The organism is Williamsia sp. R60 (assembly GCF_054063855.1).
Genome location: NZ_JBSSGR010000001.1, coordinates 380694 through 395340, shown reverse-complemented (window position 1 = coordinate 395340; position 14647 = coordinate 380694). Strand labels below are relative to the sequence as shown.

The 14647-nt window shown below is 66.5% G+C and carries 16 protein-coding genes; 1 reads left to right on the top strand and 15 read right to left on the bottom strand.

The genetic code is table 11. The features are described from left to right. Positions 1-6: 6 nt before the first annotated feature. From ACVWY6_RS01735 to ACVWY6_RS01695, 9 genes are all read right to left on the bottom strand, one after another. Positions 7-609 carry a hypothetical protein gene (locus ACVWY6_RS01735; RefSeq protein ID WP_457535823.1) on the bottom strand — a complete coding sequence of 201 codons (603 nt, stop codon included), beginning with the start codon at positions 607-609 and terminating at the stop codon, positions 7-9. A 12-nt stretch (positions 610-621) separates the two neighbouring features. Next, positions 622-1008, bottom strand: coding sequence for a hypothetical protein (locus ACVWY6_RS01730; RefSeq protein ID WP_400729192.1), 387 nt, complete (start codon positions 1006-1008; stop codon positions 622-624). Further along, a complete protein-coding gene (locus ACVWY6_RS01725) occupies positions 1005-1766 on the bottom strand; it encodes a hypothetical protein (RefSeq protein ID WP_457535821.1) in 762 nt (253 codons plus the stop codon). The genes ACVWY6_RS01730 and ACVWY6_RS01725 overlap by 4 nt, the downstream gene beginning before the upstream one ends. 175 nt (positions 1767-1941) lie before the next feature. Next, positions 1942-2922, bottom strand: a complete 981-nt coding sequence (gene hemB, locus ACVWY6_RS01720) for a porphobilinogen synthase (protein WP_457535819.1) — start codon at positions 2920-2922, stop codon at positions 1942-1944. A gap of 10 nt (positions 2923-2932) precedes the next feature. Beyond that, complete coding sequence (locus ACVWY6_RS01715) at positions 2933-4636, bottom strand: uroporphyrinogen-III synthase (RefSeq protein ID WP_457535817.1); 1704 nt, start codon at positions 4634-4636, stop codon at positions 2933-2935. A gap of 45 nt (positions 4637-4681) precedes the next feature. Further along, positions 4682-5617, bottom strand: a complete 936-nt coding sequence (gene hemC, locus ACVWY6_RS01710; protein WP_023961348.1) for a hydroxymethylbilane synthase — start codon at positions 5615-5617, stop codon at positions 4682-4684. A gap of 3 nt (positions 5618-5620) precedes the next feature. Next, a complete protein-coding gene (locus ACVWY6_RS01705) occupies positions 5621-6979 on the bottom strand; it encodes a glutamyl-tRNA reductase (protein WP_023961346.1) in 1359 nt (452 codons plus the stop codon). Further along, positions 6976-7806, bottom strand: coding sequence for a redox-sensing transcriptional repressor Rex (locus ACVWY6_RS01700; RefSeq protein ID WP_457535814.1), 831 nt, complete (start codon positions 7804-7806; stop codon positions 6976-6978). Before ACVWY6_RS01700 ends, ACVWY6_RS01705 begins: the two co-directional genes overlap by 4 nt. Positions 7807-7904: 98 nt before the next feature. Next, entirely contained in the window at positions 7905-8162 is a 258-nt protein-coding gene (locus ACVWY6_RS01695) for a glutaredoxin family protein (RefSeq protein ID WP_457535813.1), read from the bottom strand. A 60-nt stretch (positions 8163-8222) separates the two neighbouring features. Between ACVWY6_RS01695 and ACVWY6_RS01690 the strand changes: the two genes are divergently transcribed. Then, positions 8223-9422 (top strand): HAD family hydrolase, encoded by a 1200-nt coding sequence (locus tag ACVWY6_RS01690; protein WP_457535811.1) that lies wholly within the window; start codon positions 8223-8225, stop codon positions 9420-9422. 92 nt (positions 9423-9514) lie between these two features. Here the strand turns inward: ACVWY6_RS01690 and ACVWY6_RS01685 are convergent, their stop codons facing one another. The 6 genes from ACVWY6_RS01685 to ACVWY6_RS01660 form a co-directional block, all read right to left on the bottom strand. Further along, positions 9515-10660: a lysophospholipid acyltransferase family protein gene (locus ACVWY6_RS01685; protein ID WP_030165593.1), complete on the bottom strand. Its 1146-nt coding sequence runs from the start codon at positions 10658-10660 to the stop codon at positions 9515-9517. 127 nt (positions 10661-10787) lie between these two features. Further along, complete coding sequence (locus tag ACVWY6_RS01680) at positions 10788-11849, bottom strand: NAD-dependent epimerase/dehydratase family protein (RefSeq protein ID WP_023961333.1); 1062 nt, start codon at positions 11847-11849, stop codon at positions 10788-10790. Positions 11850-11992: 143 nt separating this feature from the next. After that, on the bottom strand, positions 11993-12094 hold the full coding sequence (locus ACVWY6_RS01675; RefSeq protein WP_003402602.1) for a 30S ribosomal protein bS22: 102 nt from the start codon (positions 12092-12094) through the stop codon (positions 11993-11995). 225 nt (positions 12095-12319) lie between these two features. Continuing rightward, positions 12320-12535: a helix-turn-helix domain-containing protein gene (locus ACVWY6_RS01670; protein WP_023961329.1), complete on the bottom strand. Its 216-nt coding sequence runs from the start codon at positions 12533-12535 to the stop codon at positions 12320-12322. A gap of 177 nt (positions 12536-12712) precedes the next feature. Beyond that, positions 12713-13549, bottom strand: a complete 837-nt coding sequence (proC, locus tag ACVWY6_RS01665; protein WP_023961327.1) for a pyrroline-5-carboxylate reductase — start codon at positions 13547-13549, stop codon at positions 12713-12715. 175 nt (positions 13550-13724) lie between these two features. Further along, complete coding sequence (locus ACVWY6_RS01660; RefSeq protein ID WP_400729224.1) at positions 13725-14573, bottom strand: thioesterase family protein; 849 nt, start codon at positions 14571-14573, stop codon at positions 13725-13727. Between the last annotated feature and the right edge of the window lie 74 nt (positions 14574-14647).

Sequence of the window (14647 nt, the reverse complement as noted above, 5' to 3'; positions counted from 1 at the left end):
ACGTACCTACGAAGAGTCCTCGTCACCATGTACCGGTGGCGGGGACTTCTTCTGTTTCGGCTTCGGCTTCGGCTTCTGGAGTGAAGTGGATTTCTTCGGACCGAGCCCGAGGGCGACCGCCTGGTGAGCTTGGGTCAGTTCCGACCGGAAATGGTCGACGTCACGGGCCCACGCCTGTGCCAGTCTGCCGCTGCGCAACTGGATGCCCACACCCTTGCGTCGCCGCGGCACGGCAGTCAGTTCACCCAGGGCAGGAGCGCTCTCCCACTTCTGATGTTCAGGGCTGTTGTTCTGCGGAAAGATCTCGTCGATCTCGTCGAGCGCGATGGTCTGAGCGCCCTGACGCAGGGTGGTCTCGGTCAACCTGACCGTGACGTGAGACCGAGCCGCGTACACCTGGATGAGCGAGAACCCGCCGATCACGGCGGCGAAGATCAGGAGCGCGAGCCAGTGCACCTTGCCTTCACCGAAGATCTCGACGATGAGCAGGGCAAGACACAGGAGCGGGCCGATGGTCACGACCCACCAGCTGCCGCCGGGTTCGTAGAACAAGACCTCGCCTTCGACCTCCGGCGTGTCGGCCTCGTGGTCGGGTGTCTCGTCATTCACGGGCGCAGTCCCTCACCGGCGAGCGAACCAGGGCTCGGACGTGGGGCGGTTGGCGGTCAGCGAACCGGACAGTCCGATCAACGCGAAGAGCAGTGCGGGGACCATCGGCAGCGAGTAGAGCATCGAGGCGAAGATCCCGATGGCGACGAGCATCAGCGTCAGCACCGACACCGCCGACCGCCAGCGCGGGTCACCGGCGTACGCCTGCCGGCCCGCCCACACCAGGGCAGCCCCGACAACGATGAAGAACACCCCGAAGACCACGCTGGTCCCGGTTCGCACCAGGGCGATCTGGAACAGACCCCACAGCGCGAGCAGGACGCCGGACGCAAGCCACAACCGATACGCCCACACAACGGTGTTCGGGGGCACGCCCGGGTTCACGGACTCGGTGCTCACTTGCGTTCTCCTGTATCTGATCCGGCGTCGTCAGAACGTCTCGGATCGGTGTTGCCGGGCTCCGAGGGCGGGCTGTTGTCCGGACCCGCGGGGTGCTGGTATCCACCCTGCTGGTACCCCGGCGCCCCGTAGTACTGCTGCTGATATTGCTGCTGCGGGTACTGCTGGTAGGGGTTCGGGTAACCGGGGTTGGGCGGATACCCACTCGGCGGGCCCTGCGGCCACGGCGCCTGCGCGCCCTTGTGCGACTGACTCTTTCGCCACGCAGCCATGTCTTTGCAGTACTTGTCCGAGTCCCGATGCATCAGCAGAACACCCGCGCCGAGTGCCGCGACTCCGCCGATGACGGTCGGGATCATCGTCCAATGATCGGCCTCTTCGATGAAGAACGCCGACACGGTCTGCACAACGAGATAGAAACTGACGAAACCGAGCACCAGGCGGGCCCAATTCCGCCCGGACCTGGCGAGCCACGCGAGCACCCCGAACACCGCGGCGAGGGTCAGCCCCACGACGACGTACACCACCCAGATGGCGCCATCGGGGAGCTCACCCTCAGGCATGTCCCGGGACACCTCGTCGGCGGCATCGAAGGCCACTTGGTACTGACCACCGAAAACCACGCACTGCGCCAAGATGATCAGCGCCCACAGTTCGGTGGCGATGGCCATCGGGCTGGCCAGAGCCGGCTTGCTGGGTGACTCGGGCGAGGAGCCGCCGTACGGGCCCTGGCTGTAGGACGGTGGAGTCACGGACATGGGCACCAGCCTAGAGGTCGGGCGAGCGGCTGCGCGCGGGCGTCACAACGCTCGCCCGGCCATGCGTCGTGAATGGACGCTGACGGCCCGGTCGACGAGGTTATCGGCACGGTCGACGAGGTTATCGGCACGGTCAGCGGGATTAAGGGCACGGTCGGCGAGATTGTCGGCACGGTCAACGGAGTTTGTCGGCGACCTCGTGCGCCCAGTACGTCAGCACGATGTCGGCACCGGCACGCCGGATGGAGGTGAGTGACTCGAGGATGGCGGCATCGCGGTCGATCCAGCCGCGCTCGGCCGCCGCGGTGATCATCGCGTACTCCCCCGAGATCTGGTAGGCCGCGACCGGGACATCGGCCACGTCGGCCACCCGCCGCAACACATCCAGGTACGACATAGCCGGTTTCACCATCACGATGTCGGCGCCCTCGGACAGGTCGAGTTCGAGTTCGCGCATCGCCTCGCGCAGGTTGGCGGGATCTTGCTGGTAGGACTTGCGGTCGCCACGCAGCGACGAGCCGACGGCCTCCCGGAACGGGCCATAGAAGGCTGACGAGTACTTGGCGGTGTAGGCGAGGATCGCGGTGTCGGTGTATCCCGCATCGTCGAGTGCCGAACGGATCACGGCCACCTGACCGTCCATCATCCCGCTCGGCCCCACCAGGTGCGCCCCCGACTGCGCCTGCACCACAGCCATCTCGGCGTAGCGCAGCAGGGTGGCGTCGTTGTCGACTGTGCCGTCATCGGCGAGCACACCGCAGTGCCCGTGGTCGGTGAACTCGTCGAGGCAGGTGTCGGCCATCAGGACAGTCGAGTCGCCGAGCTCGGACTTCAGGAGTCGCAGAGCCGAATTGAGCACACCATCCGGATCGGTCCCGACGCTCCCGACGGCATCCTTGTCGCCCTCGGCAGGAACACCGAAGAGCATCAGACCACCCACACCGGATTCCACTGCCGCGACCGCGGCGGCTCGGAGTGAATCCGGTGTGTGCTGGACGACCCCGGGCATGCTGCTGATGGGCCGCGGCTCGTCGATCCCCGCGGCCACGAACATCGGCAACACCAGATGCCTTGGCTCCAAGGAGGTTTCGGCGACCATCCGGCGCATGGCCGGAGTGGTACGAAGACGCCTGGGACGATCGATCGGTGAGGTCATGTCCTCCAGCCTACGAGCGTGAGCGGCGGGCCTTCTTGCGCGGCGGAGGCAGCGCACCCTCGGCACGCAAGCGAGCGGCGTGCTCGGCGAGCGCGTCCACCAACTCGTGCACCGATGCGTTCTCCGGCCGCACGTCGACCCGCAGGCCGAACTCGGTGGCGGTCTCGGCCGTCTTCGGGCCGATGCACGCAACAATGGTGCGGGCGTGCGGTTTACCCGCGATACCCACCAGGTTGCGCACCGTGGAACTCGAGGTGAAGCAGACCGCGTCGAACCCACCGGTCTTGATCATCTCGCGGGTCTCGGCGGGCGGCGGCGCGGCGCGGACCGTGCGGTACGCGGTGACGTCGTCGATCTCCCAGCCACGGCCACGCAGCCCCTCCGAGAGCGTCTCGGTGGCGATGTCGGCACGGGGCAGCAGGATCCGGTTCACCGGATCGAAGACGTCGTCGTACGGCGGGAAGTCCTCGAGCAGTCCCAGCGAGGACTGCTCGCCCGAGGGCAGCAGCTCGGGGTTGATGCCGAAGCCGCGAACCTTCTCCGCAGTCGCCTCGCCCACACAGGCGATCTTCACGCCACTGAAAGCTCGTGCGTCCAAACCGAATTCGGCGAACTTGTCCCACACTGCGCGGACAGCGTTCGTGGAGGTGAACACCACCCACTGGTAACGGCCGTCCACCAGACCCTTGACAGCGCGTTCCATCTGGGCGGGACTACGCGGCGGTTCCACCGCGATCGTCGGGACCTCCATCGGGATGGCCCCGTGCGTGACCAGCCGATCGGACATGTCGCCGGCCTGATCCTTGGTACGCGGCACCAGAACGGTCCAGCCGTACAGCGCGCGCGATTCCCACCAGCTCAACTTGCCGCGCTGGGTGACCACCTTGCCGATGGTGACGATCAGCGGTCCGGTGAGGGCGCTTCCACTCTCGTTGAGCGTGGCCAGCGTCGCCTCGATGGTGCGCTGCTGGCAGGTGGTGCCGTTGACGGTGATGGCGGCAGGGGTCTGCGCGGCCAGGCCGTGCTCGGTGAGTGCACTCGCGGTCTCGGCGAGATGACCCGAGGTGGCGTGGAGCACAAGAGGTCCGGGAGCGGCAGCGAGTGCCGCCCAATCGACCTCTCCGCGGACATCGGCCTCGGTGTGTCCCGAACCCAGCGGCATACCCGCGTAGCTCGGCACAGCGGCCGTCGCGGGCAGTCCCGGGATGACCTCGAACTGCACCTGGGTACGGGCGACGGCATTCACCTCGGCCAGCACCGCATCTGTGGTCAGAGGGTCGCCTGCCACCAGTCGGACGACGTCGTGGCCGTCCTTGGCGGTGGCGACGAGAGTCTTGGCGACCTCGGCGGGATCACCCAGCGCGGGACGCACATTGCCCATCGAGTCGTCTGCCGAATCGGCACCGGACCCGGATGCGGCAGCGCCGTCGGCGTCCTGGGGATCACCCCCCTGCGAATCGCGTTGCTCGCCGCCGCTAATGTCTTGTTTGCCCGAGCGGGTCGCACCGGTCGACGAACTCTTCGATGAGGCCTGCTCACCCCAGCCGACACCGATCTGTTCGACGACCGCGGACGGTACGTCGGGATCGATGAACACCGTGACGGCGTTCTCGATCGCGGTCCGGGCGCGGACGGTCAGCAGTCCGGGATCGCCCGGGCCTGCCCCGACAAAGAGAATGCGACCGGGGGTGGTGGCCTTTTTGTTACGGCTCATGCTCAGCACTCCTGCCCCGTGGGGCTGTAGCTCGGCCCACTGTTTCTAGAGAAGCTGTCTTGCTCCCTGATCCAGTAGTTCTGCGGCGAGTTCTCGGCCCAGTTCGGCCGCTCGTTCGACCGGGCCCACCACCGAGGCCTTGACCGCGTCCGATCCGTCTTCGGCCACGACCGTCGCCCTCAGCGACAGTTCGGTGAAAATGCGTCCGTCCTCGTCAATCGACTCGACCACCTCGGCCATCGCACCGACCGGCGCGGTGCATCCGGCCTCGAGGGCCCCCAGCACCGCACGTTCGGCGTCAATCGCCGCACGGGTGGACGGATCGTCCAACTCGGCGAGAATGCTCACCAGTCGGGCATCGTCTGCGCGGCACTCCACGGCCAAGGCGCCCTGTGCGGGCGCCGGCAGCATCTGAACCGGATCCAGCGCTTCGGTGACCTCGTCGGCCCGTCCGATGCGTACCAGTCCTGCTCGAGCCACTACCACCGCGTCGAGTTCGCCGCTCGCGACTTTGCCCAACCGAGAATCAAGGTTGCCTCGTAGGGGGCGGATTTCCAAACCGAGACCCAATGCTCTAAGCTGCGCCGCCCGGCGCGGCGCGGAGGTGCCGACAGTGGCTCCCGGCAGGAGCTCGCCGAGCACCTTGCCACCCGCTGCGACCAGCGCATCTCGTGGATCTTCGCGGGGCGGGGTGGCAGCGATGTGCAGCCCGGGTTCAGGGGCCGTCGGGAGGTCCTTGTAGGAGTGCACGGCGACGTCCACTTCGCCCGCGGTCAACGCCAGCCGGATCGCCGTGGTGAACACCCCGACGCCGATCTGCTGGACCGGTGCGGCCGACAGGTCTCCTGCGGTCTTGATGATCACCAGTTCGGCAGGATGGCCGGCCTTGATCAGTGCGTCGCGGATGTCGCCGGCCTGGGTGGTGGCCAGCAGCGAACCACGGGTGCCGATACGGATCGGACTCGTCTCGTCGGTGCTCAAGTCCTACCGGGCCTTTCCGTCTGTGTCGCCGAGTCCGGCTGTGTCCCCGAGCCCGACCTCCGGTGCCGACACCGATTCGGCCGCACCGGGCTTGAGTTCGAAGAGTTCGCGAAGCGCTTCGGCGTAGGTGTCGCCCTGCGGCGTGCTCGCGAGTTGTTTGACCCGCACCGTGGGCGCGTGCAGCAACTTGTCGACCACTCGCCGGACGGTCTTGGCGACCTCGTCGCGCTGCGGATCGTCCAGACCCGGCAACCGGCTCTCGAGCCGGAGGATCTCCGCCTGGACCACCTCGGCGGCGCGCTGTCGCAACGCGGTGACCGTGGGGGTGACCTCGGCCTGACGCTGATGCATCAGGTAGTCGGCCAGCTCACCCAGGACGATCTCGCGGGCGGCGAACTCGTCGGCATCGGCGGCCTTGGTGGCCTCATCGCCACGCAGACCCTCGATATCGATGATGTGTACACCTGGTAGCCGACCGGCCGCAGGATCGACGTTACGAGGCAATCCCAGGTCGCAGATCACCAGTGGTTTGCTGTTCTCGCGACGGGCGAGCGCCGAATGCACCTCACCGACACCGACAACCGCACCGATGGTGCCGGTACAGGTCACCAGCACGTCGGCGCCGATCAGCGCGTCGGTCATGTCGTCGAAACGCACCGCCCGCGCCGGGATGCCGTGGTTCTTGGTGACGTTGGCCGCCAGATGCTGTGCCTTCTCGAACGTGCGGTTGACGACCACCAGCTCCGACACCCCTGATCGGGCCAGGTGGGCGGCGGCCAGGCCACCCATCGCGCCGGCTCCGAGGACAACGGCAGAGGTGATGTCGCCGTCGAGAATGCTCCGCGCCCGCTCGAGCGACACCGAGACCACCGATGCACCGGCGCGGTCGAGCCCGGTCTCACTGTGGACGCGTTTGCCCACTCGCAACGCCTGCTGCGCCAGCTCGTGCAGCACTCGCCCGGCCGAGCGGTTCGCGTCGGCGCTGGCGTAGGACGACCGGATCTGGCCGAGGATCTGCTGCTCGCCCACCACCATCGAGTCCAGGCCCGCGGCGACCGAGAACAGGTGCTCCACAACGGCTTCGGAGTACCGCACGTAGGCGTACTTGGTCATCTCGTTGACCGTCATGCCCGAGTGTTTGCCCATGACCTCACCCACGGCCTCGAGGGCCGGGTGGAAGGCGTCGACCACGGCGTACACCTCGACGCGGTTGCACGTCGAGACGATCATCGCCTCACTGATCTGCGGACTGGCCAGCAGATCGTCGATGATCTTCGGACGGTCGTCGTCGGTGACGGCGAGTCGCTCGAGGATCGGTACCGGCGCGCTGCGATGCGAAACGCCGAACAGGAAAATACTCACACGCCCACCGATCTCTGATCTGATCGTGCTCTCGTCTTCGCCCCACTCCTCGGGGCACGTCCACTACTGCGCTGCTCGCGTGGCACCACCGCGGAGTCCGCATTGTGCCGTCGGGCCGCGTTGAAGGCCATCACCTGTAGCTCGAGCGCGAAGTCCACCGGCCGCACGTACACGTGCTCGGGGACGCGCGGCGCGAGCGCGGTGAAGTTCAGGATCTGGTGCACCCCGGCCTCGACGAATGCGTCGCAGGTGGCCTGGGCGTCGGCGTCGGGGGTCGCGAGGACCGCGATCTCCACCCCGTGCTCCTGGCAGATGTCGCCGATCTCGTCGAGCGCCCGCACGGCCAACTCACCCTCGGCCGCGGTGATCGTCGTCCCGACCAGCTCGGGATCGGCGTCGAACATGGCAACGATCTTGATCCCGCGTCGTTCGAATCCCACCCGGCTCAGCAGTGCCTTGCCGAGGTGGCCGGCGCCGGCCAAAACCACGTTGTGGTTGTGCTCGACTCCGAGGGCCAAGGCGATCCGGGCGATCAGCCGGCCGACGTCGTAGCCGACGCCGCGGACTCCGCCCGACCCGACGTGGGAGAGGTCTTTGCGCAGGATCGCCGGGTTGACCCCCGCTGCGGTGGCCAGCTGACCGGACGACACCACCATCGCGCCGCTCTCGCTCAGCGAACGCAGAACGTGGAGGTAGGTGGCCAATCGAGCGACCGAGGCGCTGGGGATCTCGGACTGGGCGTTGAACCCCGCCGAACTCTTGGCCATGCGTCCGTCTTTCTTCTGGGCTGCATCGTCCGCGGCTTTGCGGACTCCGGTGCGCTTCACCTGCTCATGGCAGGTTCAACACCAACTCGAGGCATTACGGTACCGCTTGTGAATCGATTCACAAACTCGGCTGCGGTTCTTCTGGCCATGCGTCTGGACTAGTGTCCGGCGGCGCCCCGCAAATCGGCCCTCAACCTGGGAATATCGACATCCCAGTAGCTATGCTCACGATCGTCGAGCAAGATCACCGGCAACCGGTCTCCGAACTCGGCGCGCAGGGATGGATCGGTGGCCGCGACGGCATCGACGTCGACCTCGTCGAACTCCACGTCGAACTCGTCGACAACCGGCCGCAGATCGGCCCTGGCACGGGCACAGGCGGCACAACCCGCCCGGGACAGCAACGTGATCCTCACCCTGCCAGTGTTGCAGGCATCGGCGACTAGGCTTGGCACCGACCGACAGGAGGCGATGGAGTGAGCACAACTCCGGGCAGTGGGGACGCCGACGGCGAGGACGATGCCGGTTCCCGCACCGAGCACGGCGACGACCACGGGCCTGATGACCGACGGCGTGAGCTGCCCGGGGACGGTCCGGACGACGACTCCCCCGAAGACGATTTCAGGGATGACGACCTCGATGACGATTCGGGGGACGACGACCTCGACGACCGGCCCGCCGGCGACCACGGGCAGCGCCTACGCCCTACCGCCACGGCCGGCCCGCTCTCCCCGTTGACGAGCCGGGTCGGGCGTTTCCGTCAGTCGGCAGCCGAATTGCGCCAGTCGCTCGCCGGCGAGGCCAGTGCACGGGCCGCGTCGTCGAAGCTGCGGGAACGCGGACTCGACGAGAGCGAGCCTTCGACCTTCCTGGAATCCGACGAGCCCGGAACGCCGACCGACGTCCCGCCGGACCTCACCGCTGCGGCGTTCTTCGACGTCGACAACACACTTGTCCAAGGTGCGTCGATCGTGCATTTCGCCCGCGGCCTCGCCGCGCGCGACTACTTCAGCTACCGCGACGTGATGGAATTCGTTTGGGCGCAGGCGAAATTCCGGATGACCGGCCGGGAGAACTCCGAGGACGTCGCGCAGGGGCGGGAGAAGGCGCTGTCCTTCATCGCCGGGCGCGAGACCGACGAACTCGTGCGGCTCGGCGAGGAGATCTTCGACGAGTTCATCGCCGACAAGATCTGGCCCGGCACCCGCACCCTTGCGCAGATGCACCTCGACGCCGGACAGCAGGTGTGGCTGGTCACCGCGACACCGGTGGAGCTGGCCCAGACCATCGCAGACCGGCTCGGACTGACCGGGGCATTGGGCACGGTCGCCGAGAGCGTCGACGGGGTGTTCACCGGACGGCTGGTCGGCGACATCCTGCACGGGCTCGGCAAGGCGCATGCCGTCCGCACCCTCGCGATCCGCGAGGGTCTGAACCTCAAGCGCTGCACGGCGTACTCCGATTCGCACAACGACGTCCCCATGCTGTCGCTGGTCGGCACCGCCGTGGCCATCAATCCCGATGCCGACCTGCGTGAGGTCGCCCGGGTGCGTGGCTGGGAGATCCGCGACTACCGCACGGCCCGGAAAGCCGCGAAGATCGGCGTGCCGACAGCCGTGCTGCTCGGCGCGGCCGGTGGTGGCGCTGCTGCCGCAGTCCGCCACCTGCGCCGCTGACTCCCCCACTCCCCGGGTTTTGGTGGGTTTCGGTGAGCCTGAACTGGGCAAATGCTCGCCTTAACCCACCAAAATCGGGGTTGGGGTGAGAGTCAGCCGAAGTAGATGCTCGAACGACGGCTGAGCATGCGGAAGAGCGTCTGCTGGATGTCTTCGCGCACGTTGTCGGTGAGGTCGAACACCACCATCGGATCGTCGGCGGCCTGATCGTCGAAATGACCGGTCTCGATCGGGGTACCGAAGTGGATCTGCCACTTGGACGGCAAAGGCACCAGACCGAGCGGACCGAGCAGCGGGAACGTCGGCGTGATCGGGATGTAGGGCAGACCGAGCAGGCGGGCGATCGGCTTCAGGTCGTTGAGCATCGGATAGATCTCTTCGGACCCTACGATCGACACCGGGATGATCGGGACCTTGGCACGCAGCGCCGTGGTGACGAAGCCGCCCCGACCGAAGCGCTGCAACTTGTAGCGGTCCTTGTAGAGCTTGCCGATGCCCTTGAAGCCTTCCGGCCACACCGCGGTCAGCTCGCCGCCGCGCAGCAACTTCTGTGCGTCGGCGGTGCAGGCGAGCGTGGACCCCGTGCGGCGCGCTATGTCGCCGATGACCGGGGTGTCGAAGGCGAGGTCCGCGGCGAGCACGCGCAGGTGCCGGTTCCTCGGGTGGTAGTCGTGCACGGCAACCGACGTCATCAAGGCATCGATGGGGATGGTGCCGGCGTGATTGGCCACCAGGAGTCCCCCACCGTCGAGCGGCAGGTTCTCGATACCGCTCACGTCGACCCGGAACCACTTGTCGAACAAGACCCGCAAGGCGGGGAGCCACACCGACTCGGTGAAGTGGGCGTCGAAGCCGAAGTCGTCCACCTCGTAGTCACCGGTCACGCGCTGACGCACGTACCCGGCGGCTCCGGTGATCGTGTCGGCGATCGTCTGCCGGACACCGTCGAGGTTCAGGAAGTTCGACGACATCTCGGCGGCCTGCTCGAACCGTCCGGCCTCGAGCTGTGCGCGCACGTCCTCGCTGATCGGTGTGACCGGCGCCTGCACGAACTCATCGGTGTTCGGATGTCCGCGGTGATTCGGGTGTTGTTGTGGCGCAGCAGGTTTGACTGGATGCCCGTTGGTCTGGGACGGATGCCGACGACGCGGCTGTCCACCGGGGCCCGGCGAACTGGAGTACAGCTGGATCACCTTGGCCGTTCGCGCGTCGGACGTACGATTCCGATTCTGCACGATCACCCACCTCCCTCAAGCATGATGCCCGCCGCCCCTACGTGGTCGTGTCGAACATTTGTCGATTGTCCCCGCCATGGTCGCCCCCGCGCCAGGCATCGGATGAACTTACCTTCTCCAGTCGCCCGGCTCACGTCAGCTGCTTCGCGGCCTGGGCTATCCACTGCTCCAAGCGCCGCCAGGCCGCCGGTGAGATCACCGGCTCCAACGGTTTTCGGGACAAGAAGTCGTCGAACGTCTCCAGGCTGGTGTACTTGGGCTCGAAGCCGAGTTCGGTACGCATCCGGGTGGTGTCGAGCACCCGGCCGAACGTCAGGTAGTCGGCCTGATCGCCATGGAACGGGGCAACGCGCATGCCGCGGTAGACCCCGGCGACCGTTCCCAACATCCGGCCCGGGACCGGCAGAGCGACGCGGCCCGCCCGTCGCACCGCTTGACTGAGTGTCACCACACCATCGGCGGCGATGTTGAACGTGCCGGCGCGCCCGGCGAGAGTCGCGTGCTCGAGCGCCGACAGGGCGTCTTCTTCATGGAGGAACTGCAGTCGCGGTTCGTGACCGATCACCACCGGGATCACCGTGGCCGAGAAATACTTGCTCATGCGGGTGGAGATCTGCGGTCCGAGCATCGCCGACAACCGCAGGATGGTGACGGACATGTCGGGTCGCCTGCGGCCGAGGCCTCTGGCATAACCCTCGACGTCGAGCAGGTCACGGGCATAACCGTGTGTCGGCTCACGCCGGGCATGGGTGTCTTCGGAGAAATGCGCGGGGTCGGCCGAACTGGCGCCGTAGATCATGCCGGACGAGCGGACGACAAAACGCTTGACCGTCGGGCTGCGCTGGCAGGCGGCGCACAGCTGCATCGTGCCGATGACGTTGAACTCTTTGATGGCAGGCGAATGACCCACGGTGTCCATCACCGAGGTCGCGGCGTGCACCACGGTATCCACACCGGCCTTGTCGATCACCTTCGCGATCGCCGAACGCCGGATGTCCACCCGGACGAATTCGGCGCGACCGAAACGTCGCAGCATGTCTTTGGACGGGGCCCGCGAGTCGACGGCGATCACCCGGTCGATGTCGGGATTCTGCGCCAGACGAGTGGTCAGATATCCGCCGAGAAAAGTCGATGCGCCGGTCACCAACACAACGCGCGGCGTTGTATCCGCCACATCCCCACCCTCGACCATGTGCCCAGCGTACGGAACTTTGCCCGTCTTCATCCAGTCAGTGGCTCAGTAATTTCCCGCCGGTCACATCAGGCGAGAGAGCCTTTATCCGGGCAAAACAAAACCCGCCGATATGTCGGCGGGTTCTGAACGAAAAAGAAAACTCACTTACCGAGTTTTCTGCGCTGCACCCGGGTGCGACGCAGCAACTTGCGGTGCTTCTTCTTCGACATGCGCTTGCGGCGCTTCTTGATCACTGAACCCATGTGGGAACTTCCTCACGATCTGACCGATGGTCCTTCAAGGTTTTGCCGTCCAACGAGGCTGGCTCACATAACGTCGTACGCCAGAACACAGGCGAACGGGTCGACTACCGACCTTACCGCGCCACCGTACTCGTCACGAAATCCACCGCGGCGGTCTTCGATCCAATGGCCGACGCGGACCGGGCCACCGTGGCGGCCCAGCCCGTCGGGTATGCCTCGTGAGGCCTAACCGGCGTCGAAGTACGACGTTTCGAGGTAATCGTGGACTGCCTTGGCGTGCACTCGGAAGGAACGGCCCACGCGTACCGCGGGCAACTCTCCGTTGTGCACCAGGCGGTACACGGTCATCTTCGAGACGCGCATCAGTGATGCGACCTCCGCGACGGTCAGGAACTGAGTTCCACCACCGGCGTTGTCACCTGACTTGCTTGCAGATGCCATGAAATTTTCATACCTCCGGGGCACGCGTCGCGGCCGCTCGGCTTCCCCTCCGGCGGACTCCAGACACGCACGTGCTCCCCGAAGCTTAGCGTGGCGGGTGGGGTTAATGCGACGTGAGTAGGTAACTGGGTCGATTTTGTCGCATGAGATCGCCCCGGCGCGGTGCCTGACGACGATTCAGGACGTCTCGATGTTCGCCAGCACAGCGCGGCCGGTCGCCTCGCTCTTGGCTGCATTCGCCCGCATCGCCTCGGACACCGCATGACGCATGCCGTAGCGCTCGAGTTCACGCAGGGCCTCGGCGGTGGTGCCCGCCGGTGAGGTCACGGCCGCGCGCAGATCCACCGGCGAGACCCCCGAGTCGGTCAGCAGTACGCCGGCACCACGCACGGTCTGCGCGGCGAGTTCGGTGGCCATCGACCGCGTCAGCCCCATCGACACGCCGGCGTCGATCATCGCCTCGGCGAGCAAGAAGACGTAGGCAGGCCCCGATCCGGACAGCGCGGTGATGGCATCCATCTGCCTCTCCGGGACGACCACCACCTTGCCGACGGTCTCGAGCAGCGTCACCACGGTGGCCACGTGCTCGTCGGTGGCGTACCGACCCGCCGCGATCCCGCACATGGCCTCGCCGACAAGCATCGGGGTGTTGGGCATCACGCGCACCACCGGCGCACCGGCAGGCAGAGCGTTCTCGTACTTCAGCATCGGCAATCCGCCGACGAGAGTGACGGTGAGACGTTCGGCCTCACCGACATCCTCGACGTCGGCGATGATCGACAGGACGGCGTCGACATCACCCGGCTTGACCGCGAGGACAACGATGTTGGCGCCCTCGACAGCGTCGGGGATGTCGGTGACGCGCACCCCGTAGTCCTCGGTGATCTCTTTGGCCCGGCGCGTCGACTTCTCCGCCACGACCAGATCCTTGGTCGGCTTGCCGGTCTTGATCAAGCCGGCCAGCAGCGCCTCACCGATCTTGCCGCCGCCGATGATTGCGATTCGCTGAGTCATGCTGCTCACTTTCTCACGCTGATGTGGATGTGTTCTGGCGAGTCCACTGTGTTCTGGCGAGTCCACTGTGTTCTGGCGAGTCCACCGGGGCTGATTGTTTCGCCGCAGGTCGCCTGGGATCGTCGGGGTGTGGACGACCCCGCCGGCGATGGACCGGATCGCTGCCGGGTGGTCGTCAGCCCGCGGCCGGGATCATCGCGAGTTGCCGCGATTGGACGACAACCTGGCCCGTGGAGTCGAGGACCACGTGGTCCTCTTCGAACCAGCCGTGCCCGACCTCGGTGCTCGAGGCCTGGATACGCAGCCATCCGGGCGCGGGCCGACGTCGCAGATACGTCGTCAACTGCATGGTGGGCGCCCAGCCGAACAGATTCAGGTTCATCACCACCGGCGCACTCAGGTCGCCGCAGAGGATCGCGAACAGAGCATCAGGGTCGGCCTCCTTGGGCCGCGCCCACATCCGGAACACCGGATCGGCCTTCTCCCCACGGGTGAACGCGAGCGATCGCTCCTCGATGGCGATGTCGAGCACTGCGGACAGGTGCATGACCTCGCCGACCGGGCTCTTCTCGACCCAGATGACGTCTTCGGTGGGTGAGGCCGGGATCGCGGAGAGCGGGGTGGGGGCCGAGTAGTGGTTGTCCACATCGGGTGTTCCGACCGTCACGGTCGAGTGGACCAGATTGCGGCCGTTCTGATGGATCTCGACATCGACCAGCGACACCCGACGGCCGCGCTTGCGCACCCAGACGTGCAACGTGATCTCGGCCGGGTCGGGTGCGCCGAGGTAATTGGTGGAGATCGCCATCGCGGCGAGATCGTCGGATGCGGGCTTGTCGGACGGCGCAGTGGCCCGGAAGCCGGCGAGGGCCGCATTGGCGCTGAGCATCTGCAGTGTGCCGCCGTGCACCTTGGGCCCGATGGTGAAGACGGGGTCGATCTGAGCCGAGTACTCGACTCGGTCACCGCTGGCAGCGGTGATCTCTTGCAGGATGTTCAGGCGGGCAAGGCTGGGCTCGGACACAGTGCTCGGTACTCCTTCAACGGTTCTACATTCATCCCGGCCACGGCCATCGGAAGACTCGGTGGCGGCCCGGA

What these genes read in the sequence shown, in the direction of transcription:
- ACVWY6_RS01725 (WP_457535821.1), bottom strand. Translation starts at nt 1,766, where the DNA reads ATGTCCGTGACTCCACCGTCCTACAGCCAGGGCCCGTACGGCGGCTCC.
- hemB (WP_457535819.1), bottom strand. Translation starts at nt 2,922, where the DNA reads ATGACCTCACCGATCGATCGTCCCAGGCGTCTTCGTACCACTCCGGCC.
- ACVWY6_RS01715 (WP_457535817.1), bottom strand. Translation starts at nt 4,636, where the DNA reads ATGAGCCGTAACAAAAAGGCCACCACCCCCGGTCGCATTCTCTTTGTC.
- ACVWY6_RS01680 (WP_023961333.1), bottom strand. Translation starts at nt 11,849, where the DNA reads ATGGTCGAGGGTGGGGATGTGGCGGATACAACGCCGCGCGTTGTGTTG.
- ACVWY6_RS01675 (WP_003402602.1), bottom strand. Translation starts at nt 12,094, where the DNA reads ATGGGTTCAGTGATCAAGAAGCGCCGCAAGCGCATGTCGAAGAAGAAG.
- ACVWY6_RS01670 (WP_023961329.1), bottom strand. Translation starts at nt 12,535, where the DNA reads ATGGCATCTGCAAGCAAGTCAGGTGACAACGCCGGTGGTGGAACTCAG.
- proC (WP_023961327.1), bottom strand. Translation starts at nt 13,549, where the DNA reads ATGACTCAGCGAATCGCAATCATCGGCGGCGGCAAGATCGGTGAGGCG.